This is a genomic window from Streptomyces sp. NPDC048462 (assembly GCF_043200175.1).
Taxonomy (GTDB): Bacteria; Actinomycetota; Actinomycetes; order Streptomycetales; family Streptomycetaceae; genus Streptomyces.
In genome coordinates this window covers 83,008-109,946 of record NZ_JBICXG010000017.1, presented here as the reverse complement: position 1 = coordinate 109,946, position 26,939 = coordinate 83,008, and the positions used below count along the sequence as shown (strand labels likewise).

Below are 26,939 nucleotides of genomic sequence, written 5' to 3'. Positions count from 1 at the left end.
GCCGTAGGGGGCCTTCAGCACTATGAGCGTTGTCACCAACACGACCACGATCGGCGCGATCGACGCACCGAGCCGGCGCAACACCGAACTGATGATGATGGTCTTCGCCATCGCCATCTCGGTGTTCGCCTACGCCAACGTGGGCCTCGCCATGGACGGGAGCCTCCCGTCCGGCATGTTCGGCTACGGAGCGGGGCTCATCCTGCTCGGCGGCGTCGCTCACCTCGTGGTGCGCAAGTTCGCCCCGTACGCGGATCCGCTGCTGCTGCCGCTGGCCACCCTGCTCAACGGCCTGGGCCTGGTGCTGATCTGGCGGCTGGACCAGTCGCCGAGGCTGATCCAGCGTGCGGAGTACCTGTACGGGGGGTACAGCCCGGACGCCCCCAAGCAGCTGCTTTACTCGGCGATCGGTGTCGCGCTCTTCGTCGCCGTGCTGATCGTCCTCAAGGACCACCGCATCCTCCAGCGCTACACGTACATCTCGATGGCCGCGGCGCTGATCCTGCTGGTCATCCCGATGTTCTTCCCCGCGGTGAACGGCGCGAAGATCTGGATCAGCGTCGGCTCGTTCACCATCCAGCCCGGTGAGTTCGCCAAGATCCTCATCGCCGTGTTCTTCTCCGGCTACCTCATGGTGAAGCGGGACGCGCTGGCACTGGCCAGCCGCCGTTTCATGGGTCTGTACCTGCCGCGCGGACGCGACCTCGGCCCGATCATCACCATCTGGGCCCTGTCGATCCTGATCCTCGTCTTCGAGACCGACCTCGGTACGTCCCTGCTGTTCTTCGGTCTGTTCGTCGTCATGCTGTACGTCGCCACCGAGCGGACCAGCTGGATCGTCTTCGGTCTGGTGATGTCGGCGGCCGGTGCGGTGGGTGTGGCGTCCTTCGAGCCTCATGTGCAGGAGCGGGTGAACGCCTGGCTCGAACCGTTCTCCAAGGCGACGATGGCGCAGAGCGACCAGATCGCTCAGTCCCTCATGTCCTTCGGTTCCGGCGGCACACTCGGCACCGGACTGGGCCAGGGACACTCGGACCTGATCATGTTCGCCGCCAACGCGGACTTCATCCTCTCCACCGTCGGCGAGGAACTGGGGCTGGCCGGGATGATGGCCGTCCTGCTGATCTACGGTCTGATCGTCGAGCGGGGTGTCCGCACCGCCCTCGCCGCTCGTGACCCCTTCGGCAAGCTCCTCGCGATCGGCCTCTCCGGTGCCTTCGCGATCCAGGTCTTCGTCGTCGCCGGCGGTGTCATGGGGCTCATCCCGCTCAGCGGTATGACCATGCCATTCCTCGCGTACGGCGGTTCCTCCGTGCTGGCCAACTGGGCACTGATCGCCATCCTCATCCGGATCAGCGACACCGCCCGCCGCCCCGCCCCGGCCCCCGCGCCGACCTCCGACGCCGAGATGACCCAGGTGGTCCGACCGTGAACAAGCCCCTGCGCCGGATCGCGATCTTCTGCGGCGTCCTCATCTTCGCCCTGCTCGCGCGGACCAACTACCTCCAGTACGTGAAGGCCGACGAGCTCAACACCCGCGACGAGAACCGCCGCGTCCGCATCGAGCGGTACGCCCACGAGCGCGGCGACATCATCGTCGACGGGGGCAAGGCCGTCACCGGGTCCACGGAGACCAAGGACAGCGACTTCAAGTACAAGCGGGTCTGGCAGGACGGCCCGATGTGGGCACCGGTCACCGGCTACTCCTCGCAGGCGTTCGACGCGTCGCAGATCGAGAAGATCGAGGACGGCATCCTCACCGGCAACGACGACCAGCTCTTCTTCGACCGGACCAAATCGCTGTTCACCGGCGACAAGAAGCAGGGCGGCAACATCGTCACCACGCTCAACTCCGCCGCGCAGAAGGCCGCCTTCACGGGGCTGGGTGACAAGAAGGGCGCCGTCGCCGCCCTGGACCCGCAGACCGGTGCCATCCTGGCGCTCGCCAGCACGCCGTCGTACGACCCCTCCACCTTCGCGGGCAACTCCGACAAGGACTCCAAGGCCTGGCAGGCGCTCCAGAAGGACAAGGACAAGCCGATGCTCAACCGGGCATTGCGCGAGACCTACCCGCCCGGCTCGACCTTCAAGATCGTCACCGCGGCAGCCGCCCTGGAGAACGGGCTCTACACCGACATCGACGCCAAGACGAATTCGCCGGTGCCCTTCCGCCTGCCCCAGACCAGCCAGGACCTGCCGAACGAGGGCAGCATCCAGTGTGAGAACGTCCCGCTCCGGGAAGCGCTGCGGATTTCCTGCAACACCGTCTTCGGCAAGATCAGCGATGACCTGGGCAACCAGAAGATGATCGACCAAGCCAACAAGTTCGGCTTCAACAAGGACGTCTTCACCCCGGTCCGCGCCACCGAGAGCGTCTACCCGAAGGACAACGCGCCGCAGAACGCGATGGCCGGCATCGGCCAGGCGTCCAACCGCGCCACCCCGCTCCAGATGGCCATGGTGGCCTCCGCGGTCGCCAACGACGGCAAGCTGATGCAGCCGTACATGGTCGCCAAGCGGCAGTCGCCCAGCCTGGACGACATCTACACCCACGAGCCGGAGCAGCTCAGCCAGCCCCTGTCGGGGGAGAACGCCCAGAAGCTCCAGGAAATGATGAAGACCGTCGTCGAGTCGGGAACGGGCACCAACGCCAAGATCCCCGGCGTCACCGTCGGCGGCAAGACGGGTACGGCCCAGCACGGTCTGGGCAACAGCGAGAATCCGTACGCCTGGTTCATCTCGTACGCGAAGACCGACAGCGGCTCCCCCGTCGCCGTCGCCGTGGTCGTCGAGGACAGCAAGGCCACCCGCGACGACATCTCCGGTGGCGGCCTGGCCGCCCCCATCGCCAAGGCCGTCATGAAGGCCGTCATCGACGGCAAGAAGTGACGCCCGTCACGCCGGGCACCATATCCGCACGTTGGGATACCGGTCGGATATCAGGTAGGGGCTGCGGGCCGATCACGTAGTACGCGGCCGGTAGCGTATGCGCGAACAGCACACCGCCGGACCGCACACCGGTGCGGTCAGGACTGACGGAGAGGGCTGGAACAGTTATGGAAGAGCCGCGTCGCCTCGGCGGCCGGTACGAGCTGGGCTCGGTGCTCGGCCGTGGTGGCATGGCCGAGGTATACCTCGCCCACGACACCCGGCTCGGCCGCACCGTAGCTGTGAAGACGCTCCGGGCGGACCTCGCCCGCGACCCGTCCTTCCAGGCCCGGTTCCGCCGTGAGGCCCAGTCCGCCGCCTCCCTGAACCATCCGGCGATCGTCGCGGTGTACGACACGGGCGAGGACTACGTCGACGGGGTCTCGATCCCGTACATCGTCATGGAGTACGTCGACGGCTCGACGCTCAGAGAGCTGCTGCACTCCGGCCGCAGACTGCTGCCGGAGCGCACCCTCGAAATGACGGTCGGCATCCTCCAGGCGCTGGAGTACTCGCACCGCGCGGGCATCGTCCACCGGGACATCAAGCCGGCCAACGTCATGCTGACGCGCACCGGCCAGGTCAAGGTCATGGACTTCGGCATCGCCCGCGCCATGGGCGACTCCGGCATGACGATGACCCAGACCTCGGCCGTCATCGGCACCGCCCAGTACCTCTCCCCGGAGCAGGCCAAGGGCGAGCAGGTCGACGCCCGGTCGGATCTCTATTCGACGGGTTGCCTGCTCTATGAGCTGCTGACGGTCCGCCCTCCGTTCATCGGTGACTCACCTGTCGCGGTCGCCTACCAGCACGTACGGGAAGAGCCGCAGACCCCCAGCAACTTCGACCCCGAGATCACGCCCGAGATGGACGCGATCGTGTTGAAGGCCCTGGTCAAGGACCCGGACTACCGCTACCAGTCGGCCGACGAGATGCGCGCCGACATCGAGGCCTGCCTCGACGGCCAGCCGGTCGCCGCCACTGCGGCGATGGGCGCGGCCGGCTACGGCGGCTACGACGGGTACGGCAACGACCAGCCCACCACCGCCCTGCGGTCCGGGGACCAGAACGGCGCCCAGACGTCGATGCTGCCCCCGGTCAACCCGGACGACGGCGGCTACGGCTACGACGACCGGCCGGACCGCCGCCGTCAGAAGAAGAGCAACACCTCGACGATCCTGCTGGTCGTCGCGGGCATCCTGGTGCTGATCGGCGCGGTGCTGATCGGCAAGCAGGTCTTCGGTGACTCGAACAGCGGCCCCGACACGTTCGCCGCGCCCACCATGGTCGGTTCGACCGTCAAGGAAGCTCAGCGGCTCGCCGACAACGCCAACATCGTGCTCAAGGAGGGCCCGAAGGAAGCGTGCAAGGACCAGCCGAAGAACAAGATCTGCCGTCAGACTCCGACGCCTGACGAGCAGATGGCGGAGAACGACACCATGACGGTCTTCGTCTCCACCGGTGCGCCGAAGGTCAGCGTCCCGGACGTCACGGAGAAGTCCGAGGACAGCGCGCGCAAGCTCCTGGAGGACCAGGGCTTCACGGTCAACGTGAAGTCGGTGGAGTCCGCCGACGCCAAGGTGGGCACCGTCCTGGACCAGTCCCCCAAGGGCAACGCCAAGGCCGAGAAGAACTCCGAGGTCCAGATCTCGGTCGCGACGGAGAAACTGCTCACGGTGCCGCCCCTGGACGGCCGCCAGTACGACGACGCTGTCGCCCAGCTCAACTCGCTCGGCTTCACCAACATCGGCAGGTCCGAGCAGGACTCCGAGAAGCCCGCGAACGAGGTGGTCGGGCAGAACCCGGCAGCCAACACGAAGGCCGGCAAGGACACCTCGATCATCCTGAAGGTCTCCAAGGGACCGCCGGAGCCCGAGCAGGTCACGATTCCGGGTGACATCGTCGGCAAGTCCTACCAGGACGTGAAGGGGCAGCTGGAGGGCCTGGGCCTGACGGTCACGCTCGGCCCCAACTCGGTCGACAAGCCCGACGCCAGGGTGATCATCAGCAATCCGCCCCCCAACACCCCGGTGGACAAGGGCAGCGCGGTCCAGCTGACCACCATGGAGGGCGGCGACGGAGACGGCAACATCTTCGGCGGCCCGTCCGGCTCCCGGCACTGACCGACGACACCCCCCGTCCGCGCCTCGGTCCCTTCCGGGCACGGACACAGCGCAGGGCCCCGGCACCGAAACGGTGACCGGGGCCCTGCGCTGTGCCGTGGTGGGTGCGCCCCGCCAGGTACGGAGGCGCGGCCTCACGGGGTACGGGGTACCAGGCGCCGGGCCCCGCGTACGCGTCAGCGCAGCTCTGCCGGCCTGGTGCGGTCGCGGTCGACCTTCTCCGTACGGACCAGCTCGCCCCACACGATGTAGCGGTACTTCGACGTGAAGACGGGCGTGCACGTCGTCAGCGTGATGTAGCGGCCGGGCTTCTTCCTGCCCGAGCCCTTCGGGACCTCTTGGAGCACGTCGACGTTGTACTTCGACGTCTCGGGAAGCTCCTTGAAGACCTTGTAGACGTACCAGGTGTCCTTGGTCTCGAAGACGACCGCGTCCCCGGTCCGCACCTTGTCGATGTTGTGGAACTTCGCCCCGTGGCCGTCCCGGTGGGCGGCCAGTGCGAAGTTGCCCTCCTTGGCCGATGGGAGCGCCGACTTCACCGGGTCGGTGTAGTAGCCGGCGATGCCGTCGTTGAGGTTCTCGGTGTCGGTGCCCTTCTTGACGAGCACCTCGCCGTTCTTCATCGACGGGACGTGCAGGAAGCCGATGCCGTCCTTGGTGTCCAGCGCCCCGGGGCCGTCGGCCCAGCGGTCGCGGACGGTGTGGCCCTGCTTGGTGGCCTCGCGGTCGGCGAGCACGTTGGTCCACCAGAGGGAGTAGACGACGAAGAGTCCGAGCACCAGGCCCGCGGTGATCAGGAGTTCGCCGAAGACACTGACCGCGGTCGCGACGGGATGGCGGCGCCCGCGCCGCACCGGGGGCGCGGACTCGCCGGTCTGCTCTTGGTCCTCGGTCCTCGCTGCCACCGCACCGCCCCTGTCGTGATGATGTTCAGCCGGTTCAGCCCACGAGCACGTCGGGCTTCCCCTTGCTGCGCGGCCGTTCGTCGACCATCTTGCCCCAGACGATCATTCGGTACGTACTCGTGAATTCGGGCGTACAGGTCGTCAGTGTGATGTATCGGCCGGGCTTGGTGAACCCGGACTGCGGCGGCACCGGGCCGATCACCGACACATTGGACGGCGAGGTCTGGGGCAGCACGCTCGTCATCTCGTACGTGTAGTAGGCGTCCTGGGTCTCGACCACGATCGGGTCACCGGGCTTCAGCCGGTTGATGTAGCGGAACGGCTCGCCGTGGGTGTTGCGGTGACCGGCAAGCGCGAAGTTGCCCTGCTTGTCCGCCGGCATCGCCGTGCGCAGCGGCTTCTCGCCGTAGTGGCCGACCATGCCCCGGTCCAGCACCTTCTCCTTGCTGGTGCCCTCGGCGATCGGAGTGACCACGTCCAGTTTCGGGATGTGGATGATGGCGAAGCCCTGACCGGCCTCGAACACACCTGGGGCCCGTTTGCCGCTGGCCCAGTCGTCCTGGATCTTGTGCGTCTCGTTGCCGGCGATCTGGTCGGCGCGCACGTTGGTCCACCACAGCTGGTAGGTGACGAACAGCAGCATCAGCACGCCGAGCGAGATGAACAGCTCGCCGACCACCCGGCTGACCACGACGGCCGGGCTGTCCTTGGCCGCCCTCGCGGCCCTTCGCGCCTCGACGCGCGACATCGGCTTCGCGGGGGCGGCGGACTCCGACGCCGGTCCCGGCCGCTGGTCGCCGCGCCTGCGGCCGCGCCCCTTGGCAGCGCGCCGCCGCTCGGCCCGGCCTCCGGTGGCCGGCACGGTCTCACCGGGGCTGTCCGGCTCCCCCTCGGAGGCATGCGAGGCAGCCGAGTCGTCCAAGGCATCCGCGCCGCCCGACGCACCCAGGACGTCTGCGGCCTCCGGCGCCTCCCGGGCTGCCGTCCGCCTCGCGCCGGGTACGACCGCCATGACTTCCGTGGCGTCCTCGGCAGCCGCGCCGCGCTCCGGCTCCGGGCGGTGCGGCGGCTGCGCGCGGGGCGCTATTCGACTGGTGTCCGCCGTCCGCAGCGCGACGGTCTCGTCGCCCGCGGGGGGCACCTCGGCCGGAGCCGCCGGGGCGGGCCCCTGACGGCCGTACCAGTCCCGTTCGTACCCCTCGGGGTCGTACCACTCGCGCGGGGGGTCCTGGGCCGCCTGCGGCCCGTGTGGCGTCCGCGTCGACGGCGTACCGGCGTTGGCCGGGTCGCTGTCCGGACCGGCCGTTCCGGCGGGGCCTTGCTCCGCGCGGAACCAGGGGGAGGCGTGCTCCCCGGGCAACGGGTCGTTCAACGGGTCCGCCAGCTGGCCGACCGCCGCCTCGAACGCGCCCGCGGCCCCGTCCGTCCCCTCTTCGTGCGGGCCGTCCCGACCGGCGTCGCGTCCGTGGCGCGGTGGGGTCACGCGACGGCCTTGCCCACCACCGGCGCGAGCCCCGCCGACCTCTCGACGGCTCCGGCGTCACCGCACTGCGCAAGCCAGTTGGCCAGCATCAGATGACCGTGCTCGGTGAGCACCGACTCCGGATGGAACTGCACTCCCTCGACCGCCAGCTCACGGTGGCGCAGCCCCATGATGATGCCGTCGGCCGTGCGCGCGGTGACCTCGAGCTCCTCGGGAACCGTGTCCGGTTCGGCGGCGAGCGAGTGGTAGCGGGTCGCGGTGAAGGGGGAGGGCAGACCGGCGAAGACGCCCTTGCCCTCGTGGGTCACGGCGGACGTCTTGCCGTGCAGCAGTTCGGGGGCGCGGTCCACGACACCGCCGTACGCCACCGCCATCGACTGCATTCCGAGGCAGACCCCGAAGACCGGGACGCCGGTCTCCGCGCAGTGCCGCACCATGTCGACGCAGACGCCCGCGTGCTCGGGGGTGCCGGGGCCGGGCGAGAGCAGGACGCCGTCGAAGCCGTCCTGGGCGTGGGCCGTGGTCACCTCGTCGTTGCGCAGCACCTCGCACTCGGCGCCGAGTTGGTAGAGGTACTGGACGAGGTTGAAGACGAAGCTGTCGTAGTTGTCGACGACCAGGATGCGGGCGCTCATCGGCCGGCCCCCGGTGCCGCGGCCGCGCCGTCGACCGTCACATCGCCGAACGGAAGCAGCGGTTCCGCCCACGGGAAGACGTACTGGAACAGCACGTAGACAACCGCCAGGGCGAGCACGAGCGAGATGAACCCGCGTACCCACAAGTTGCCCGGCAGATGACGCCAGATCCAGCCGTACATGCTGACCCCTCCGTATTCGATACGGGACCAGACTAGAGCCTGTCCGGCGGATCAGGGCCGGAAAGGGCGCGGTGCCCGGTGGGGTGCGTCGCAAGGCGCCGGAGCGTCCTCGTCGCGGAGCGATTCGGACGTTCCGGTAACGCGGCGCGGTGCCGTGCCAGGCGCCGCGCCCCGGCCACGATCCTCCGCCCAGGCTCTGAGGGCCGGGGCAGGACCGTGGGTCAGCTGTGGAGAGCTGCCGGCCTTCCGTCGGTCACGGGCTGGGTCGCGTCCAGGTGCGCCCAGGCGATCAGCCGGTGACTGCTGCCCCATTCGGGGTCGCAGGTGGTCAGCGTCAGATAGCGGCCGGGCCCCTCGAAGCCGGACTTGCGCGGCACGGGGTCGATGACGCCGATGTCGCTCGGCACGGTGCGGTAGGGCTTCTTGTCGATGCGGTACGTGAACCACGTCGTCCCGTCCGTCACGAACACCGGGTCGCCGGGGCGCAGCTTCGGGAAGTCCTTGAAGGGATCGCCGTACGTGCGGCGGTGGCCGGCCACCGCGAAGTTGCCGGTGGCTCCGGGACGAGCGGTGCCCCGGTAGTGCCCGAGACCCTTCTGCAAGGTCTTGACCTCGGTGTTCTCCAGGATCGGCCAGTCCCAGCCCTTGCCGAGGCGGGGTATGTAGAGCATCGCGAACGGCTTCCCGTCGCGCAACGCCTCGGGGGCAGGGGTCTTCGGAGCCGGTGGCTTCGGTGAGGTGGGCGAGGCGGGTGAGGCCGATCCCGACGGGGCGGGCGCGGACACCGCGCCCCTCGCCCACTGGCGTTGCAGGTCGTCGATCTGGCCCTCGGTCGCGCCGGCGGCCTTCACTCCGGTCCAGAACAGCACGTACACCACAAAGAGGACGATCAGGGCGCCGATCGTGATGCACAGTTCGCTGAACGTCCTGACGATCAGTCGCACCGACACCGGGCGGCCTCCCCGCAGCTGCTCGCTACTTCACCGGCTCCGCATAGTGGAGATCCACTGTGCCCGAGTAGCCGGGAAGAGTCACCGCCTGGCGCTCATCGACTTTCCAGCCGAGCCCGTACGCCTTCACGTACAGCAGGTAGTTCTGGATCGCCGGGGAGGCGTCCAGCGCCCGCTGGAGCTTTCCGGGGTCACCGACGGCGGTGATCTTGTACGGCGGCGAGTAGACCCGGCCCTGGAGGATCAGGGTGTTGCCGACGCAGCGCACCGCACTGGTGGAGATCAGCCGCTGGTCCATGACCTCGATGCCGCCCGCCCCGCCCTGCCACAGGGCGTTGACGACCGCCTGGAGGTCCTGCTGGTGGATGACCAGGTCGTTGGGCTGCGGATCGGGGTAGCCGGGGTTCGCGGTGGCGTTCGGCGGGGCGTCGTCGAGGGTGACGGACACAGCCCGGCCGGAGAGCTTCGTGGTGCCGGCCGCCCGCTCCAGCGCCTTGAGCCGGGCGTCCTCCGCCTTGGTGCTCCCGTCGTCGCGCTGGGCGAGGGTGTCGATGTCCCGGCGCACGGAGGCGGCGGATTCCTCCAGTCCGGCGTTCTTCTCGCTGCGCTGCTGGATGAGGTCGGAAAGCTTCAGCAGCGAGGAGTCGGTGCGGATGTCGGTGCCCTTGGCCGTGTTCGCGCTGGTGACGAAGATCAGACCGGCGAGGGCGAAAACGGCAGCGGTGAGCACTCTGACCGGGTTCCGGAGGGAGCGCCGGACCGGCCCTGGGGGAGAGTCGGCAGAATTGCTCAACGTACCCTTATCTCCTTCGGCGCCACGGAAGCACTACGCTAACGGACGCCCGGGGGAGGCAGAATTTCCCCCTCGCACCACGCCCGGCGTCAGCCATCAGTTCCCTGCGCGGTAACGCAGCGCATCGACAGGAGAGTTCCTCGTGCCGAAGTCACGTATCCGCAAGAAGGCCGATTTCACGCCCCCTCCGGCGAAGCAGGCAACGGCCATAAAGCTGACCAACCGCAGTTGGGTGGCGCCGGTCATGCTGGCGCTCTTCCTGGTCGGTCTGGCCTGGATCGTCGTTTTCTACGTGACCGACGGCGACCTGCCGATCGAGGCGCTGGGGAACTGGAACATCGTCGTCGGCTTCGGTTTCATCGCCGGCGGCTTCGGCGTCTCCACCCAGTGGAAGTAGCTCCGCCGAGCACGTAGCACCACAGCGGACCCCGGCCCCGCAACCCTTGCCCTGAGTTACCCACAGCGTTATCCACAGGCGGGGGAAAAGGTCAGACGATCTGTGGATAACTCCTTGGCCGTTGACGCCGGTGTGACTGCAGCCGCCCCTCGCCGGGGCGGTACGCCCCTTGTCCCTGCTGGAAAAACCCAGTTCAGCGGCAAGGGGCACAGTTGTACCCACTGAATGCACAAGATCACGTGCACGCTGTGGACAACTTCGATCACAAACGGTCCGTATCGAGCTGACAGTGCGCTTTCGATGTCAGTGAGACTGTCTTGCTACGTCAGCGAGGCCGTTCTGAGGACCACGATCAGGACCACGACGACGAGGGCCGCGGCGCAGGTGCCGTACTGCACCAGGTTCCGCCGCTCGCGCGGGGCGTGCACCATGCCGATCGCGATCAGCGTGCCCGCGATCAGCCCGCCGACATGTGCCTGCCAGGCGATTCCGCCCCAGGGATTGAAGGTGATGATCAGGTTGATCGCGAGGAGCGCGAAGACCGGGCGCATGTCGTAGTTGAGCCGGCGCATGAGCACCGCGGTGGCTCCCAGCAGACCGAAGATGGCCCCCGAGGCACCCAGCGAGGGCTGGTTCGGCGCGGCGAGCCAGTAGGTCAGGGCACTGCCCGCCAGCCCCGAGAGCATGTAGAGCGCGATGAACCGGGCGCGGCCGAGCGCCGCCTCCAGCGGGCCGCCGAGCCACCACAGCCCCAGCATGTTGAAGGCGATGTGCCACACCTCCTGGTGCAGGAACATCGACGTGACCAGCCGGTACCACTGGCCCTCCGCGACCCCCTCGGGCGGACCGCCGTAGTAGAAGTTGGCCCGGCCCAGCAGCACCAGATCGTCGACCATCGCGCTGTTGGCCAGCACCGCGACGAACACCGCGAGGTTGATCCCCAGCAGGATCTTGGTGATCAGCCGGGGGTCCGCGGCGACCGAGCCGCCGGCGATCGTACGCGGCCTGGCGGCGGCCGGGCTGTGCCCCGTACCGGACCCCTGCCGTACGCAGTCCGGGCACTGGAAGCCGACCGAGGCGCTCACCATGCAGTCCGGGCAGATCGGGCGGTCGCAGCGGGTGCAGCGGACGGCCGTCTCGCGGCCCGGGTGGCGGTAGCAGGTGACCGGACCGTCCACGGGAGCGGACGCGTTCTGCTCGCCCGGCGGCTGCTGGTCCATCGGTCCCATCACTTCCCGGTCCCCTCGGTCCTCGTCGTCGCGGCAGGGCGCACCGAGCCGCCCTGCACGTCCGTTCTGTCATCAAGTACGGACGGGCAGGGCGGTTGGTTCCCGGAAGGACCGGAGAGTGAGCGGGCGGATACGTTCGGAAGGTCAGCGCTTCTCGACGACGACCGACTCGATGACCACGTCCTGCAGCGGACGGTCGGTGCGCGTGTTGGTCGAGGCGGCCGCGATGGTGTCGACGACCTTCTGGCTCGCCGGGTCCACCACCTCACCGAAGATGGTGTGCTTGCCGGTCAGCCAGGCGGTCGGGGAGACCGTCACGAAGAACTGCGAGCCGTTGGTCCCCGGGCCGGCGTTGGCCATGGCCAGCAGGTACGGCTTGGTGAAGGCCAGATCGGGGTGGAACTCGTCACCGAACTCGTACCCCGGGCCGCCCGTGCCGTTGCCCAGCGGGTCGCCGCCCTGGATCATGAAGCCGCTGATGACGCGGTGGAAGACGGTGCCGTCGTACAGCCGGTCCTTGGACTTGTTCCCGGTCGCGGGGTGGGTCCACTCGCGCTCACCGGTGGCGAGCTCGACGAAGTTCTTGACCGTCTTGGGCGCGTGGTTCGGCAGAAGCCGGACCTCGATGTCGCCCTGATTGGTCTTCAAGGTGGCGTAAAGCTGCTCGGCCACGATCTGCCTTCCGTGAGTCTTCGATGACGTCCACCGATCCTCGCACGGACCACACCCCGCGTCGCCCGGCCCGCCACGCCGCACGGGTCGCCCGCCACGGCCCCCGGAGAAACGAATGCGGCCAAGTGCGTGACGAAGCGGCGCGTGCCGGGCCGAACCGTGGCATTGTCATCGACAGGCTCCCCTTGCACCTCATTGCCCGAGGGTGTCCCTCATGACCTGAATAACCCGGATGCCCGCCCCGCGTGCCGCACAGGCCCCAGGTAGGCATGATCTCGAATTGGGTGGATAGGCGGAGTACCAACCCGCCACCAAGGAGGAGGATCCCGTGACCCGCATCGACAGCGTGCGCGCCGCAACCGACTCGGCGAGGGACAGCGTGCAGCACGCCGCGGAAGTGGCGGCCCCCTACGCCGACACGGCCAGGGAACAGGCCGTTCACTACGCGCACGAGGCCCGTACGCTGCTCGCGCCGAAGGTTTCGAAGGCAGCTCAGCAGGCCCGCGTCCAGTACGGCGCGCATCTCGCACCACGTATCGAACTCGCCCTGACGCATGTGCCCCCCAAGGTCGACGAGGCCGCGCAGCGCGCCGCGCTCCGCACCCGTCAGGCCGCCCGGAGCGCCGCGGACTACACCGTGCCCCGCGTGGAGCACGCGATGGCCGCGGCCCAGCCGGTCGCCCAGGAGGCGACTGCCCGCAGCTCCGCCGCACTGGCCGCCCTGCGGGGACAGGTCACGGCGAAGGAGATCAGGAAGCTGACCCGGAAGCACGAGCGGCGGGCCAGGGCCGGCAAGGCGTTCAAGGGACTGGCCGTGGCCTCCATCGTCGCGGGCGGCGCGTACGCCGTCTGGCGCTGGTGGGACAAGCAGGCCAACCCCGACTGGCTGGTCGAGCCGCCCGCCCCCACCGAGGTCGACGACCGCGCGCCGCTGACCTCGGTCGACGGAAGCGGCTCGACGGTCCTCGACCCCGACGTACAGGCCAAGCAGGCCGACGCGGAGGCGAACGGACCGGACCCGCTGGACGGACCGGACGCCGTGGACGGCACCGACCTGGACGACCGCCCCTGAGCGGCGGCCGAACAGCACCGGCAACGGGCGGGCGACGGAAGACCGGGCACTGAACACGCAAGGGCGGACGGACCCGCTCCGTCCGCCCTTGCGTGCGTCCGCAGGTGCGCCTCAGGCCTGGCCGGCGATCGCCTGAGCGGCGGCGACAGCGGCCCGCTTGACCCGGTCGACGGCTTCCGCGTCGTCGCCCATGATCATGCGGGTGACCTGTGGAACGGCCAGCGGCCAGCCGACCAGGCCGGTGAACAGCAGCAGCGCGGCCCGGGGGTCCAGACCCTTCCCGTCCGGGCCCGCGAACGCCCCCAGCTCGCCGACCGACCTGGCCTTCTCCTGGTAGTGGGCCGTGCGGGAGACCTCGTCGGGCACGGGCGCCCCGGTGTACTCCAGCGCCTCCCACAGCAGCAGCCGCAGGATCGACGGATGCTCTTGGTGGTAGGTGAAGAGCCGGTCGATGTAGTCGGCGACCTCACCGGCCCCGGACGAGGGCGGCACGGCCTCGGCCAGCTCGTCGAGGGCGCGGCCCAGCACGGTGGAGAAGAGCTTGTCCTTGTCCCCGTAGTAGAGGTAGATGGCCTGCTTGTTGGCCTGGGCCGCCTGCGCGATGCGGTCGACGCGCGCGCCCGCGACGCCGACACGGGCGAACTCCTCCAGCGCGGCCTCGTAGATGCGGTTTCTCGTCTGCTCGGAGCGTGAGCTCACTCGCCGGGTCCTCCTTGAACGGCAGATGTCACATAGTGCCCTCCCACAGCGAGCCGTTCGGATATGACACAGATCACAATCAGGCACTAACTAAACCAACCAGTTGATTTAAACCAACTGGTTGATTTAAACCATAGCCATGAGTTTCCCAGAGTCCGCCCCCGCAGCGCGTCCACCCCGCCCGGACAGGTGGCGGTCCGCCGACCGGCCCGGCCCGGCGGGAGGCCGTACGGGAGCCGTCGAACCGGCCCCTGCCGCACCGGGAGCTGTCCGGTCCGCGCTTCCACATCACCCTCGGCATCCAGGGAATCCCATGCCCGAATCGGACACCGTCCCGGAACCGGCCGTCCCGGAAGCGGCCGTCCCGGAAGCGGCCGTCCCGATACCGGCCCGCGTCGCCACGGACTCGTCGGGCCCCGCCGTCCACCCCGTCCTGTTCCTGATGATGGCGGTCTGCAGCGGTGCCACCGTCGCCAACGTCTACCTGGCGCAGCCGCTCCTCGACCTGTTCGCCCGGAACCTGGGCGTCCCGGACTCGGCGGCCGGGATCGTGGTCACCTGCGCGCAGTTCGGATACGCCGCGGGCATCCTCTTACTCGTCCCGCTCGGCGACGTGCGCCGCCGACGACCGCTGCTGACGGCCATGCTCGCGGCCACCGTCCTCATGCTGCTGACCGCCGCCGCCGCACCCGGCCTGTCGGTCCTCGCCGCGGCGGCCGCCCTGATCGGTTGCGCGACCGTCGTGCCGCAGGTCCTGGTTCCTCTGGCCGCCGAGCTCGCACCGCCCGAGAAGCGGGCCTCGATCCTCGCCAACGTGCAGATCGGTCTGATGAGCGGCATCATCGGCTCCCGCGTCATCGGTGGCCTCGTGGGCGAGGCGTTCGGCTGGCGCGCGGTCTACATCCTCGCCGCCGTCCTGACCGCCCTCACCGGTCTGATCACCCTTCTGTTGCTGCCCCGCGAGCCGGCCCGGCCGGCCATGCCCTACCGCGAGCTGCTGAACTCGCTGCCCCGCCTGCTGCGCCAGGAACCCTCGCTGCGGCACGCCTGCCTGCTGCACGGCGCACTCTTCGGCGCGTACACCGCCACGTGGGCCACGCTCGTCCTGGTCCTCACCGCCGAGCCGTACGGATACAGCAGCGCGACGGCCGGCCTCTTCGGACTGCTCGGCCTCGCGGGAGCCTTCGCCGCCCCCTGGGCCGGCCGGTTCATCGACCGCCGGGGCGCGGGCCCGGTCATCGCCTCCTCACTCGCACTTGCCCTCGTCTCGACCGGGGCGTACGCGCTGGGGGGCAGCACCCCGGCCTTCATGATCGTGGCGATCGTGCTGGTGAACATCGCCGTGCAGTGGAGCCAGATCGCCAACCAGGCCCGGATCTTCTCCTACCTCCCCGAGGCCCGCAGCCGCGCCAACACCGTCTACATGGTCGCGGTGTTCCTCAGCGGGGCCGTCTCCGCGGCTCTCGCCAGCGCCTGTTACGGCGCCTACGGCTGGAGCGGCGTCTGCACCGTGCAGGGCGTGCTGGCCCTGGCCGGCCTCGCCGTACTCCCCGCCGTCCGCCGCTACGACCACCGCAACGCGAGTGCCACCGGCTGACCCGCAGGTCCGGGGAACACACCTCGCATTCACCGGACGACCCATCAGAAACGAAGGAAACTCATGACGTTGCCCGCCATGCCCAAGTCCGTCCTGCAGTTCTTCACCGCCTCCCAGAAGGGGGACGCGGACGCCTGGGCCGACGCGTTCGAGGAGCACGCGACGTTTCACGACCCGGTCGGCACGGACCCGATCGAAGGTCGCGAGGCCATCCGGGCCTTCGTCAGGTCGGTGATCCCCAGCTTCGATCCCTTCCTCGGCCTGACCCCCACCGAGGCCCACACCGTCGGCGACTCCGTGGCCGTCTCCTGGCGCGGGGCCGCCGTCTCGCTCGACGGCAAGCCGGTCAACTGGTCCGGCATCAACATCTACGAGATCGGTGAGACAGGACTGATTCGTGAGGCGAAGGCCTACTTCAACCGGTCGGTCTTCGAAGCTCAGCTCCGGTAGCACCCCCGCAGCCGGATCAGCCTCCCCGCCACCGGGGCCACCGGACAGGTTCCGGCCGGTGGAGGGCGGCATCCACAGCGCCAACAGCACAGCCGTGCTGACACGTCAGCACGGGAAATGGAACAAAATGGCCCCCCTGACCGCGTTTCCGCAGGTCAGGGGGGCCATGTACATGTGGAGCCTAGGAGATTCGAACTCCTGACATCTGCCTTGCAAAGGCAGCGCTCTACCAACTGAGCTAAGGCCCCGGAAAACGGGCACCACCGGACGCACCGGCGTTGTGGTCACCGCCGCAGACCAGAGTACCCGCTGATCCCCCGAATCCTCCAAAAATTGGGGCTCCCGGTCGACGACCACGCTCCGTAAGATGCTCGTCGAGGTTCGCAGCAGCGAAGGCTCGGCGAAGGGGAGACGCTATGGACGCGGCACAGCAAGAGGCAACAGCCAGAGCCAGGGAACTTCAGCGCAGTTGGTACGGGGAGCCGCTGGGGGCGCTCTTCCGTCGGCTGATCGACGATCTTGGCCTGAACCAGGCCCGGCTGGCGGCGGTGCTCGGGCTGTCCGCACCCATGCTCTCCCAGCTCATGAGCGGTCAGCGGGCGAAGATCGGCAACCCGGCGGTGGTGCAGCGCGTCCAGGCGCTCCAGGAGCTGGCCAGTCAGGTCGCGGACGGCAGTGTCAGTGCGGGGGAGGCCACCGACCGGATGGAAGAGATCAAGAAGTCCCAGGGCGGCTCGGTGCTCACCGGTACCGGCCAGACGTCATCGACGAGTGGGGCACCCACGGTGCGCCGGGTGGTCCGCGAGATCCAGTCGCTGCTGCGGTCCGTCGCCGCGGCCGGTGACATCATCGATGCTGCCGACTCCCTCGCCCCGACGCACCCGGAACTGGCAGAGTTCCTCAAGGTGTACGGAGCCGGACGCACCGCGGACGCGGTGGCGCACTACGAGGGACACCAGAGCTAAGCCGGGCCACGGGCCGGGCACCGCATGATCCGGGCACGGGCAAACGCACCGGCCGAGAGCAGGAACGGGGAGCGAGCGCAGCGCAATGGGTGAGGTCTTCGCTGGTCGGTACGAGCTGATCGATCCGATCGGACGTGGTGGGGTCGGTGCTGTCTGGCGTGCCTGGGATCACCGGCGCCGCCGCTATGTCGCAGCCAAGGTTCTCCAGCAGAGCGACGCACACACGCTGCTGCGTTTCGTCCGCGAACAGGCACTGCGGATCGAGCATCCGCATGTGCTCGCACCGGCCAGCTGGGCCGCGGACGACGACAAGGTCCTGTTCACCATGGACCTCATCACCGGCGGATCGCTGGCCCATGTCATCGGTGACTACGGCCCGCTGCCCCCTCGGTTCGTCTGCACGCTGCTCGACCAGCTGCTGTCCGGGCTGTCGACGGTGCATGCCGAGGGGGTCGTGCACCGGGACATCAAGCCCGCCAACATCCTTATGGAGGCCACCGGCACCGGCCGGCCGCACCTGCGGCTCTCCGACTTCGGCATCTCCATGCGCAAGGGTGAGCCGCGCCTCACCGAGACCAACTACGTGGTGGGCACACCGGGTTACTTCGCGCCCGAGCAGATGATGGGCGCGGAGCCGGACTTCCCCGCAGACCTCTTCGCGGTCGGGCTCGTCGCCCTGTACCTGCTCCAGGGGAAGAAGCCCGACTCGCAGGCGCTCATCGAGCACTTCGCCGCGCACGGCACACCCGGTGCTCCGCAGGGCATCCCCGAGCCGCTCTGGCAGGTGCTCGCGGGGCTGCTGCAACCGGACCCGCAGGCCCGCTTCCGTACTGCCACGGGCGCCCGGAAGGCGCTGACGGCCGCCGTCGAGATGCTGCCCGAGCCCGGCGCCGAGGACGAGCCGGTGGAGGTCTTCGACCAGATCGGCCCGCTGCCCGCCGGCTTCGGCCCCACCGGCCCGGTGCCTGCTCAGCCGAAGCCCGGCGTCCCGGACGCCCCGACCGGACAGCCGCCGGCTCGGGGGCAGGAACAGGGCCTGAGCCAGGTCCAGGACCAGGGCCAGGCGCACGAACCAGGACTGGCGCAGGCAGGTCAGGGAACCGGGCAGCAGCCGGGTCTCCAGTCCGCGGAACAGCCGTACGCGCAGCCCCGCGCCTCGATGTCGGAGACGGGCAGCTTCCACCTCCCCCCGCCCCCGCAGCACCCCGGCTCCGCACCCCAGGTGCCGCAGCCGGCCGCTCCGGCCGCTCACCACCCGGCGCAGCCCGGCATTCCGGCCGCTCCCACCGGCACTCCCGACCCGCAGCACCCGGCACATGCGGCATCTCCCTTCCCTGCCGCCGCGCCGAACCATGCACAGGCCCCCACGGCGGCGGTGCGGCACGAACAAGCTCTCACCCGTCCGTACACCGCCCAGCCGGCGCAGGCTCCCGTTCCCGGAGCCTCGCCGTACTACGCCCAGGCACCGTCGCCGCAGGTCATGTCCCCTTCGCACACCTCGGCACCCGCTCCGCAAAAGCGACCGGGACCGTCCACGAAGGTGGCGGTCCCGGTGTTGCTGGTGGCGCTGGTCTGCTTCGCCGTGGGGATCTGGGCCCTGACCCAGGCCTGAGCGACGGCTGCGGCCCGGTGCGGGGCGGGCGTCGCGCGCCCGCCGACGGCTACCAGGCCTGTGGCGGGCCTCCGTACGGATGCTGCTGCCCGCCGTCGGCGCTCCCGGCCGGTGCCCCGGCCGAGGCCCGCCCGCGCCTCGCGAGCAGCATCCACCCGCCCAGTCCGAGCACCAGCACGGCGCCCGCGCCGATGCCGGCCGCGCCGAGCAGCTTCATGTTGCTGCTCTTGCTCTCGGCCGCCTGGGCGCCGCTCTGGCCGCTGCGTGCCATGTCCTTGTCGCCCTGTGAGACGCCGAAGATCCCCGCGTCGCCCCGGTACGGGGTGGCCGCGGCCTTCCCGTCGACCTTGACCGTGAGGGTCAGCGGGAACGGCTTGGAACCGTAGGCCTTGGCGACCTCCGGGCTCAGCGTGACGGACAGGTAGTACCAGCCCGCGAAGCGCATCGCGCTGACGCCGGTGTCCGAGGCGAACCTGTTCTCGTACGCCACCGGAGGCACCGGGTCCAGGGACACCGAGGCCGGTTTGCCCGAGTAGGCCATGGGGGAGGCGTTGCCGACATGGCCGTGCGCCGGATTGTCCAGGGCCAGGGCGAGCGCCCCGCTGACGTACTCGTCCGCGTCCGGGACGGTGCTGTTGCCGAGCGCGGCGGTGGCGAAGATCTGCTGCCCCCAGTCCACCGGAACCCGGTAGAACAGGGTCTGGCCGGGCTCGACCTCGTCCTTCCACTCACCGGTCTGCAGGCTGGTGGCGTCGTAGTAACTGCTGCCGCCGTGCCTGCGGTTGTCCGCCACCGCGGCGGGCGGCTCCGGTGACGCGGACGGCCAGTCCTCCGGTGCCTCGGTCGGCGTCGTCCCGCCCTTGGCGAGCTCCGGCTCCGAGTCGTACCGGATCTCCAGCTCCCACTCGCCGCGCCCCGAGGTCTCCTCGCTCTCGCGCTCGATCAGGACGTTGTACACACCGGCGCCCTGGCAGCTGCTGCTGTCCTTGTCCACGTTGCGGTAGGCGTACGCGGCGATGGGACGCAGGTACTCCGCGGCCCCGAAACGGGCGCTCTCCGAGCTGCACTGCAGGTCCGACTTGTCCCTGATGCTGATCGCGATGCCGTCCCCGTAGTCGACCTTGCCGCCGCCCTTGGGCACGACGACGGCCGAGACGTACGCGTTCGTCGTCGCCTTCAGGTCGAGCCGGTAGTAGAGCTTCTGGCCGTACTTGATCGAACTCCGGTAGACCGAACCGGTCGTGAGCGTCGTCGCGTCGGTACTCACGTCGGCGCCGCTGACCGTCTTCGCCTGCGGGTCGAAGGCGTACGCGGCAGCCTCGCCGGCCCCGTACGCCTGCCCCGGCAGCGCCGCCACCGCGCACATCGCCGCGGCCGCGGCCAGCACCGCCCGGCCCCTGCTGCGCTGCCTCATCACGCGCTTCCCCTCGTCGACCGTGCGGCTGCCCCGCGGCGGTTGCGTACATATACGAACACGGCGATCAGCACAGCCATGACGGCCGCCCCGGCAGCAGCCGCGATGCCGGTCCATCCTGCCCCTCCAGCACCACCGTTGTCTGCGGACGCGGTCGAATCGTCCCTGTTGTCCGCGTCCTTACCGGTGCCCTGACCAGTGCCCTTGTCGCTGCCCTTGTCGGGACTGCCGTCGGAGCCGGCCCGCACGGGCGCCCCGTGCTGCGGCCCGGTGCGTTCCGCACCGAGGACCGAAACGCGCAGCACCAGACCGATCTGCGGGTTCTCCGCGATCTCGGCGGCCCGCGCGCCCAGCGTCACCGAGATGTAGAAGCCGCCCCTGGCATGAACCGGCCGCACATTGGTCCGGCTCTCGTAGCGGTTGGTCCAGGAGACCGGGACGCCGCCCATCCGAAGCGCCGTGGGCCGCCCGTCGTACATCGTGCTCGGGGTGAACTCGCCGCCTCCGGTGAGGGGATGGCGGGCCGGTGTGTAGAGCTGGGTCGCCCCGTAGGAGTACGTGGCGGAGGCGCGGTCCACCGTGGGCTCGTTCGCGAACTCCACGTCGTAGCGCACCTGCTGGCCCCAGCCGGCCGGAACCTTGTACCAGAGCGTCTGGGAGGGCAGGATCCGGTCGCGCCACACGCCCTTGCCGATCTCCCTGGCATCGTTGAAGCCGGTGCCGCCCCGCACGTCGCGGGGATCGCCCGCCGGCAGCGTGGCCTCCTTGCCGCCGCTGCCGTACTCCGCCTGCGACTCGGCGGGCAGCACGCCCTGCTTCAGTGGCTCCTCGACCCCGTACACGAGCTCCAGCGGCCAACGCGCCGCGTCGGAGCCCCTCTTGCTCTGGCGCTCCACCACCAGCCGGTAGCCGCCCGCGCGGTCGCAGGTCCGGGTGCCGTCCTCGGAGCGGATCCGGGCGACCGCCGAGGTAAGCGGAGCCGCCCCCTCCTTCTGCAGGAAGCGCTCGGTGTCCGTATCGCAGGAACCGTGCTCGTCGTACTCGATCCTGGTGCTCAGCGCGTCGAACGTGTCGACGGCAGCACCCGGCTGCGGCACCGCGGTTGCCGCGAAGTCCACGGTGGACACCGCGTCCAGATCAACCCCGTAGTAGCGCTTCTCGCCCGGCCCGATGGTGTCCAGATACTGCCCGGGTACGAGCACGGGTGCCCGGTCGGCCGTGGCCGCACCCGTCACCCGCTCGCCCCGGAAGCGGTACCCGTCGGCGGAGAGCTGCGCGGCGCGCTGGAGCTGGCGGGCCAGCGCCTCGGCGTCCGGGGCGTCGTAGTAACGCCCGTTGCCGGACCGCGCGATGCATTCGAGCTGTTCGCGGGCCGCGCCCTTCACCTGGAATCCGACGGTGTCGATCCGCAGCCCGACACCCTCCTTGCCGAGCTCCTCGGCGACCTCGCAGGGCTGCGGCGTACCGCAGTTGTCCTCGCCGTCGGAGATCAGCAGGATCGTGCGCGTGCCGACGGCACCGTCCGCAGGCCGTGGCAGATCCTGTGCCGCCTTACGGAGCGACAGACCGATGGGGGTGTCGCCCCTGGGCCGTACAGCTGCTACCGCCCTCTTCAGCGCGGCCCGGTCGAGCTTCTGCACCGGGCGCACGAGCCGGGTGTCCGTGCAGCCCTGCGGCCGGTCGGCGCCGTACACCCGCAGGCCGGTCGGATGGCCGTCGGGCAGGCCGTCCACGACCGTGCCGACAGCCGCGCGGGCGCTCTCCATCCGGGTCCGGCCCGTCCCGTCGTCGTCCCCCATGGAGCCGGACGAGTCGAGCACCATGACCAGGCCGCCGCTCCCGCCGTCCGCGCGGGCGGCGGAGACCGCGCCCGACCCCCCGGGCGCCGCCGCGGCCGGCAGGGCGCCCGCCACCAGGGCGAACAGCGCCCCGCCGATCAATGTCCCCGCCCGCACAGTGCGGCGGTGGCTGCCAGCCCTCATCCGTTCCCCCTAGACCGAAATCCCCGGCTCCTTTGCTCAAGCAACCTATTGATTTGCGTAGGTGAACTCAAGAGCACAGGTGTCACGGTCCCGCAACAGCACGAAGCCCCGGCCGCTCAAGCGACCGGGGCTCGCAAACAGGCTGTTCTGTCTCACACACCCGAACCTGCGGGCACGGAGTCAGTCGCCTCCGTCCACAGATCCTGCTCGGCGCGATCCGCCTGGATCTGGCGGTACACGAGGAGCCCGCCGATGGCGGCCAGTGCGACCAGGAGAAGCTTCTTCACCGCGCGACCTCGTCTTTCGTTGGCGTAGGGGACTTCTGCCGCCCGACTATACACACCGGCCGATATCGACCGGTGACCTCCCCGCAACCCAACTGGGGCCTGCGGAAAAGCGATCGTCGGAGGATCGGGTCAGCCCTGCCGACGCCCTGTCACGGCACTACCACCACGCCGTCACCGACGCCTGTAGAGGGCCCCGCCCCGGCCGATCGGGGCCGGTTGCACCATACGAGTGGTGTTCATCTGAACATCGGCACATCGGCTGCGTCGGTCCGTGAAATCGCGCCCCGGATCCACATCATCAGGAAGGTAAGCAAAACGGACCACCTGAAAGTGAGTGAGGGGCCATGAGCACCTACCGGGCCAAGAACATCTGGACCGCCTTCATCACCGCGTTCTTCGCACTTCTCGCGGCGCTGGGCCTCGCGGCCTCCACCGCCTCGGCCACGGAAGCCACGGTCACGGAGCCGGCGACCACGACCCACGAGCACACGGGTGCGACCGCGGCAACCGCGACCACCCCGTCGGTGCGATGGACCCTTCCGCGTGACCGGTCGCTGCCGCCCACAATGAAGCAGCGCATCCGCGCCGAGGCACACGGCTCCTCACCCTCCACGCGCCACCTGTCCTCCGACACCACGGACACCACGGACACCGTGAACACCACCAGCACCGCCCGCGCCTCGCACGGAGCCCCGGCGGGGGACGCGTCCCTGCTGCCCCCCTGAGAGCGGCGCACCTGACACACCCAGAGCCCCCGGGCCGGTTCACACCGGACGGGGGCTTTCCCGTGCTCCCGCGAACCCGGTACGCCCGTCGCCCCGCCCACCCCGGTACGACCAGCGCAACCGCCGACCCGCACGCCACCGACCCGTAACGCCCGCAGCCCCGGCGACCCCGACGACCCCGGCGACCCCGACGGCCCCGGCGACCCCGACGACCACCAGCGGAACGTCCGGATCCCGCCGGAGCCCGCCGAGCCCCACCCGCCCCCACCAGGCTCCGCCCACGCAGAAGGCCCGGTCTCTCCGAAGAGAAACCGGGCCTTCTGTCGTCACTGTGGGGCTAACAGGATTTGAACCTGTGGCCTCATCCTTATCAGGGATGCGCTCTAACCAACTGAGCTATAGCCCCGCCGCGCTTTTGTGTCGCGCTGACGTGAAGAAGATTAGCGCACGTCGGGGCCAGTCCCAAAATCGATAGATGAGCCGCTACTCGTCCTCGGCCAGCGTGAGCTCGACACCGCCCACGAAGCCGGCCGACAAGTTGTAGATGAAGGCCCCGAGCGTCGCCAGCGCGGTCGCCAGCACCACATCGATCACGGCGATGACCGAGGTGAAGATGAGGACCCTCGGCAGCGACAGGAACGACTGCAGGTCGAAGCCGCTGCCCTCGTTGGAACCGGTCGCCTCGCTGATCGTGCCGCCCACGGTGGAGAAGACACCCATCGCGTCCATCACCATCCACAGGACCGCCGACGCGACCACCGTGCAGATGCCGAGCGCGATGGACAGCAGGAAGCTGACCTTCATCACCGACCACGGATCAGCCTTGGCCACCCGCAGACGCGCCTTACGGGTACGCGGAGTGGTCCGCGCCCCCGTCCGCGGCTTGCGGGACGCCTGAGCCGCGCCCGCGCCCTGCTGGCCCCCCTGGGGGCGGCCGCCGTGGGTCCCGCCCGGAGGCGAGGGGTAGGCCTGCGGCGGGTGGTACGGCCCCGCCTGGCCCGGTGCGGGCTCGCGCTCGCCGGGCAGCGGCCCGGCCGCGTAGCCCTCGTACTGGGGTTGAGGACCCCGGGTATCCGTCACAGTGCCCCCTTGGGAGTCCGTGGCAGGGCCACGGGCACCGTTCGCGCCGGCTCCGGAAGCGGCCGAACCGGCGCCCGTGGCTCCACTCACGCTCTACTCCTCGTGCTCCCCGGTCGAGGGCGTCGTGCCCTCGACAGTGCTCTCACCAGCCGCGTCGGCCATGGTGGCCTCAGCTGTCACTGCCTCGGCCGTCTCGCCATCGGCGTCGACCAGACCGTCGACCTCTTCGGCCTCACGACCCGCCTCGGCGTTACGAGCGATCCCGACAACGGCATCGCGCTTGCCCAGGTTGATCAGTTGGACGCCCATGGTGTCACGGCCCGTCTCCCTGACTTCATTGACTCGCGTACGAATCACACCGCCGCCGAGCGTGATGGCAAGGATCTCATCCGTAGCCTCGACCACCAGCGCACCGACCAGTGAGCCCCGGTCCTCCACGATCTTGGCGGCCTTGATGCCCAGGCCACCGCGACCCTGGACGCGGTACTCGTCGACGGGGGTCCGCTTCGCGTACCCGCCGTCAGTGGCAGTGAACACGAAAGTACCGGGCCTGACGACATTCATCGAGAGGAGTTCGTCTCCCTCGCGGAAACTCATGCCCTTGACGCCCGAAGTGGCACGGCCCATCGGGCGCAGCGCGTCGTCCGTCGCGGTGAACCTGATCGACTGGGCCTTCTTGCTGATGAGCAGCAGGTCGTCCTCGGACGACACCAGCTCCGCACCGATCAGCTCGTCGTCCGAGCCGTCCGGCGTCTCGCGCAGGTTGATCGCGATGACGCCACCGGAGCGGGGCGAGTCGTAGTCCTTGAGCACGGTCTTCTTCACGAGACCGCCCTTCGTGGCCAGAATCAGGTACGGCGCCGCGTCGTAGTCACGGATCGCCAGGATCTGCGCGATCTGCTCGTCCGGCTGGAAGGCCAGCAGGTTGGCGACGTGCTGACCGCGCGCGTCACGGCCGGCGTCCGGGAGCTCGTACGCCTTCGCCCGGTAGACGCGGCCCTTGTTCGTGAAGAACAGCAGCCAGTGGTGCGTCGTGGAGACGAAGAAGTGGTCGACGATGTCGTCTTCCCTGAGCTTCGTGCCGCGCACGCCCTTGCCGCCGCGCTTCTGCGAGCGGTAGTCGTCCGTCTTCGTGCGCTTCACATAACCGCTGCGGGAGATCGTGACGACGATGTCCTCCTCGGCGATCAGGTCCTCGATGGACATGTCACCGTCGAAGGGCACCAGCTTGGAGCGCCGGTCGTCGCCGAACTTGTCGACGATCGCCGCAAGCTCCTCGCTGACGATCTGCCGCTGCCGCTCGGGCGAGGCGAGGATCGCGTTGTACTCGTTGATCTTCGCCTGGAGCTCGTCGTGCTCGGCGGTGATCTTCTGGTGCTCCAGCGCGGCCAGCCGGCGCAGCTGCATCTCCAGGATCGCGTTCGCCTGGATCTCGTCGATCTCCAGAAGGCCCATCAGGCCCTCCCGCGCGATCTCCACGGTGTTGCTGCGCCGGATGAGGGCGATGACCTCGTCGATCGTGTCCAGGGCCTTGAGCAGGCCGCGCAGGATGTGCGCCCGCTCCTCCGCCTTGCGCAGCCGGAACCGCGTACGCCGGACGATGACCTCGATCTGGTGCGTCACCCAGTGGCGGATGAACGCGTCGATCGACAGGGTGCGCGGCACCCCGTCCACCAGCGCCAGCATGTTGGCGCCGAAGTTCGTCTGGAGGTCGGTGTGCTTGTACAGGTTGTTCAGGACGACCTTGGCGACCGCGTCCCGCTTGAGCACGACGACCAGGCGCTGGCCCGTACGCGACGAGGTCTCGTCCCGGACGTCCGCGATCCCGCCGACCTTGCCGTCCTTCACCAGGTCGGCGATCTTCTGCGCGAGGTTGTCGGGGTTGGTCTGGTACGGAAGCTCCGTGACCACCAGGCACTGGCGGTTCTGGATCTCCTCGACCGCCACGACCGCGCGCATCGTGATCGAGCCACGGCCCGTGCGGTACGCCTCCTCGATGCCCTTGCGGCCCACGACGAGCGCACCCGTCGGGAAGTCCGGACCCTTGATCCGCTCGAGGAGAGCGTCGAGCAGCTCCTCCGGCGAGGCCTCGGGGTGCTCCAGGTACCACTGGGCGCCGGACGCCACCTCGCGCAGGTTGTGCGGCGGGATGTTGGTCGCCATGCCGACCGCGATGCCCGCCGAACCGTTGATCAGCAGGTTCGGGAAGCGCGCCGGCAGAACGACCGGCTCCTGGTTGCGGCCGTCGTAGTTGTCCTTGAAGTCGACGGTCTCCTCGTCGATGTCGCGGACCATCTCCATGGACAGCGGCATCATCTTGCACTCGGTGTACCGCATGGCGGCGGCCGGGTCGTTGCCCGGGGAACCGAAGTTGCCGTTGGAGTCGACCAGCGGCATGCGCATCGACCAGTGCTGCGCCAGGCGCACCAGTGCGTCGTAGATCGAGGAGTCGCCGTGCGGGTGGTACGTACCCATGACGTCACCGACGACGCGGGCGCACTTGTAGAAGCCCTTCTCGGGCCGGTAGCCGCCGTCGTACATCGCGTAGAGCACCCGGCGGTGGACGGGCTTGAGGCCGTCCCGCACGTCGGGCAGGGCACGCGACACGATGACGGACATCGCGTAGTCGAGGTAGGAGCGCTGCATCTCCGTCTCGAGCCCGACGGGCTCGACACGCATGCCCACGCCCTCGACGGGCGGAACCTCTTCGGGCGTCACGGGGACAGGGGTGTTCTCGTCGGCCATTGCTGGTCAAAGTC

General features: G+C 69.4%; 24 protein-coding genes and 2 tRNA genes. 10 read left to right on the top strand and 16 right to left on the bottom strand.

What is annotated here, in order from left to right; all coding sequences use genetic code 11:
• Positions 1 to 22 precede the first annotated feature (22 nt).
• The 3 genes from ACGFU6_RS26230 to pknB all read left to right on the top strand — a co-directional run bounded on the left by ACGFU6_RS26230 (position 23) and on the right by pknB (position 5,051).
• The gene (locus tag ACGFU6_RS26230) at positions 23 to 1,432 is read left to right on the top strand and encodes an FtsW/RodA/SpoVE family cell cycle protein (protein WP_393614346.1); all 1,410 of its coding nucleotides are present in this window, start codon (positions 23 to 25) and stop codon (positions 1,430 to 1,432) included.
• Positions 1,429 to 2,889 carry a peptidoglycan D,D-transpeptidase FtsI family protein gene (locus ACGFU6_RS26225; protein ID WP_393614344.1) on the top strand — a complete coding sequence of 487 codons (1,461 nt, stop codon included), beginning with the start codon at positions 1,429 to 1,431 and terminating at the stop codon, positions 2,887 to 2,889. The genes ACGFU6_RS26230 and ACGFU6_RS26225 overlap by 4 nt, the downstream gene beginning before the upstream one ends.
• A gap of 167 nt (positions 2,890 to 3,056) precedes the next feature.
• Positions 3,057 to 5,051: a Stk1 family PASTA domain-containing Ser/Thr kinase gene (gene pknB / locus ACGFU6_RS26220; RefSeq protein WP_393614342.1), complete on the top strand. Its 1,995-nt coding sequence runs from the start codon at positions 3,057 to 3,059 to the stop codon at positions 5,049 to 5,051.
• Positions 5,052 to 5,227: 176 nt separating this feature from the next.
• Here pknB and ACGFU6_RS26215 read toward each other — a convergent pair whose 3' ends face one another.
• The 6 genes from ACGFU6_RS26215 to ACGFU6_RS26190 form a co-directional block, all read right to left on the bottom strand.
• Positions 5,228 to 5,956 carry a class E sortase gene (locus ACGFU6_RS26215; RefSeq protein WP_393614340.1) on the bottom strand — a complete coding sequence of 243 codons (729 nt, stop codon included), beginning with the start codon at positions 5,954 to 5,956 and terminating at the stop codon, positions 5,228 to 5,230.
• A gap of 34 nt (positions 5,957 to 5,990) precedes the next feature.
• On the bottom strand, positions 5,991 to 7,439 hold the full coding sequence (locus tag ACGFU6_RS26210; protein ID WP_393614339.1) for a class E sortase: 1,449 nt from the start codon (positions 7,437 to 7,439) through the stop codon (positions 5,991 to 5,993).
• Positions 7,436 to 8,074, bottom strand: coding sequence for an aminodeoxychorismate/anthranilate synthase component II (locus ACGFU6_RS26205; RefSeq protein ID WP_393614338.1), 639 nt, complete (start codon positions 8,072 to 8,074; stop codon positions 7,436 to 7,438). The genes ACGFU6_RS26210 and ACGFU6_RS26205 overlap by 4 nt, the downstream gene beginning before the upstream one ends.
• Positions 8,071 to 8,256, bottom strand: coding sequence for a hypothetical protein (locus ACGFU6_RS26200; protein ID WP_393614337.1), 186 nt, complete (start codon positions 8,254 to 8,256; stop codon positions 8,071 to 8,073). The genes ACGFU6_RS26205 and ACGFU6_RS26200 overlap by 4 nt, the downstream gene beginning before the upstream one ends.
• A 221-nt stretch (positions 8,257 to 8,477) precedes the next feature.
• A complete protein-coding gene (locus tag ACGFU6_RS26195) occupies positions 8,478 to 9,206 on the bottom strand; it encodes a class E sortase (protein ID WP_393614336.1) in 729 nt (242 codons plus the stop codon).
• Positions 9,207 to 9,231: 25 nt separating this feature from the next.
• Positions 9,232 to 9,999: a DUF881 domain-containing protein gene (locus ACGFU6_RS26190; protein ID WP_393614334.1), complete on the bottom strand. Its 768-nt coding sequence runs from the start codon at positions 9,997 to 9,999 to the stop codon at positions 9,232 to 9,234.
• Positions 10,000 to 10,141: 142 nt separating this feature from the next.
• Between ACGFU6_RS26190 and crgA the strand changes: the two genes are divergently transcribed.
• Positions 10,142 to 10,396, top strand: a complete 255-nt coding sequence (gene crgA, locus ACGFU6_RS26185) for a cell division protein CrgA (RefSeq protein WP_371777319.1) — start codon at positions 10,142 to 10,144, stop codon at positions 10,394 to 10,396.
• Between the two features lie 320 nt (positions 10,397 to 10,716).
• On the opposite strand, the gene ACGFU6_RS26180 is transcribed toward crgA, so the two are convergent.
• Entirely contained in the window at positions 10,717 to 11,616 is a 900-nt protein-coding gene (locus ACGFU6_RS26180) for a rhomboid family intramembrane serine protease (protein ID WP_393614333.1), read from the bottom strand.
• Positions 11,617 to 11,769: 153 nt separating this feature from the next.
• Positions 11,770 to 12,297, bottom strand: a complete 528-nt coding sequence (locus ACGFU6_RS26175) for a peptidylprolyl isomerase (protein ID WP_123524882.1) — start codon at positions 12,295 to 12,297, stop codon at positions 11,770 to 11,772.
• A gap of 328 nt (positions 12,298 to 12,625) precedes the next feature.
• Between ACGFU6_RS26175 and ACGFU6_RS26170 the strand changes: the two genes are divergently transcribed.
• A complete protein-coding gene (locus ACGFU6_RS26170) occupies positions 12,626 to 13,369 on the top strand; it encodes a DUF5324 family protein (RefSeq protein WP_393614331.1) in 744 nt (247 codons plus the stop codon).
• Positions 13,370 to 13,480: 111 nt separating this feature from the next.
• Here ACGFU6_RS26170 and ACGFU6_RS26165 read toward each other — a convergent pair whose 3' ends face one another.
• On the bottom strand, positions 13,481 to 14,068 hold the full coding sequence (locus ACGFU6_RS26165; RefSeq protein WP_393614329.1) for a TetR family transcriptional regulator: 588 nt from the start codon (positions 14,066 to 14,068) through the stop codon (positions 13,481 to 13,483).
• 313 nt (positions 14,069 to 14,381) lie between these two features.
• Between ACGFU6_RS26165 and ACGFU6_RS26160 the strand changes: the two genes are divergently transcribed.
• On the top strand, positions 14,382 to 15,665 hold the full coding sequence (locus tag ACGFU6_RS26160; RefSeq protein ID WP_393614327.1) for an MFS transporter: 1,284 nt from the start codon (positions 14,382 to 14,384) through the stop codon (positions 15,663 to 15,665).
• A 63-nt stretch (positions 15,666 to 15,728) separates the two neighbouring features.
• Positions 15,729 to 16,115 (top strand): nuclear transport factor 2 family protein, encoded by a 387-nt coding sequence (locus ACGFU6_RS26155; RefSeq protein ID WP_393614326.1) that lies wholly within the window; start codon positions 15,729 to 15,731, stop codon positions 16,113 to 16,115.
• 175 nt (positions 16,116 to 16,290) lie between these two features.
• Here ACGFU6_RS26155 and ACGFU6_RS26150 read toward each other — a convergent pair.
• Positions 16,291 to 16,363, bottom strand: a tRNA-Ala gene (locus ACGFU6_RS26150).
• A gap of 168 nt (positions 16,364 to 16,531) precedes the next feature.
• Here ACGFU6_RS26150 and ACGFU6_RS26145 point away from each other — a divergent pair.
• Positions 16,532 to 17,080, top strand: coding sequence for a transcriptional regulator (locus ACGFU6_RS26145; protein ID WP_024489493.1), 549 nt, complete (start codon positions 16,532 to 16,534; stop codon positions 17,078 to 17,080).
• A gap of 85 nt (positions 17,081 to 17,165) precedes the next feature.
• The gene (locus ACGFU6_RS26140; RefSeq protein WP_393614324.1) at positions 17,166 to 18,692 is read left to right on the top strand and encodes a serine/threonine protein kinase; all 1,527 of its coding nucleotides are present in this window, start codon (positions 17,166 to 17,168) and stop codon (positions 18,690 to 18,692) included.
• 49 nt (positions 18,693 to 18,741) lie between these two features.
• On the opposite strand, the gene ACGFU6_RS26135 is transcribed toward ACGFU6_RS26140, so the two are convergent.
• From ACGFU6_RS26135 to ACGFU6_RS26125, 3 genes are all read right to left on the bottom strand, one after another.
• Positions 18,742 to 20,106 (bottom strand): hypothetical protein, encoded by a 1,365-nt coding sequence (locus ACGFU6_RS26135; protein WP_393614322.1) that lies wholly within the window; start codon positions 20,104 to 20,106, stop codon positions 18,742 to 18,744.
• Positions 20,106 to 22,088, bottom strand: a complete 1,983-nt coding sequence (locus tag ACGFU6_RS26130; RefSeq protein WP_393614321.1) for a VWA domain-containing protein — start codon at positions 22,086 to 22,088, stop codon at positions 20,106 to 20,108. Before ACGFU6_RS26130 ends, ACGFU6_RS26135 begins: the two co-directional genes overlap by 1 nt.
• A 152-nt stretch (positions 22,089 to 22,240) precedes the next feature.
• Positions 22,241 to 22,375: a DLW-39 family protein gene (locus ACGFU6_RS26125; RefSeq protein ID WP_003958712.1), complete on the bottom strand. Its 135-nt coding sequence runs from the start codon at positions 22,373 to 22,375 to the stop codon at positions 22,241 to 22,243.
• Positions 22,376 to 22,719: 344 nt separating this feature from the next.
• Between ACGFU6_RS26125 and ACGFU6_RS26120 the strand changes: the two genes are divergently transcribed.
• Complete coding sequence (locus tag ACGFU6_RS26120) at positions 22,720 to 23,100, top strand: DUF6344 domain-containing protein (RefSeq protein ID WP_393614319.1); 381 nt, start codon at positions 22,720 to 22,722, stop codon at positions 23,098 to 23,100.
• A gap of 332 nt (positions 23,101 to 23,432) precedes the next feature.
• Here the strand turns inward: ACGFU6_RS26120 and ACGFU6_RS26115 are convergent.
• From ACGFU6_RS26115 to gyrA, 3 genes are all read right to left on the bottom strand, one after another.
• Positions 23,433 to 23,506 (bottom strand) — tRNA-Ile (locus ACGFU6_RS26115).
• Between the two features lie 77 nt (positions 23,507 to 23,583).
• On the bottom strand, positions 23,584 to 24,180 hold the full coding sequence (locus tag ACGFU6_RS26110; RefSeq protein ID WP_393614318.1) for a DUF3566 domain-containing protein: 597 nt from the start codon (positions 24,178 to 24,180) through the stop codon (positions 23,584 to 23,586).
• A gap of 93 nt (positions 24,181 to 24,273) precedes the next feature.
• A complete protein-coding gene (gene gyrA, locus ACGFU6_RS26105; RefSeq protein ID WP_393614317.1) occupies positions 24,274 to 26,925 on the bottom strand; it encodes a DNA gyrase subunit A in 2,652 nt (883 codons plus the stop codon).
• Positions 26,926 to 26,939 lie beyond the last annotated feature (14 nt).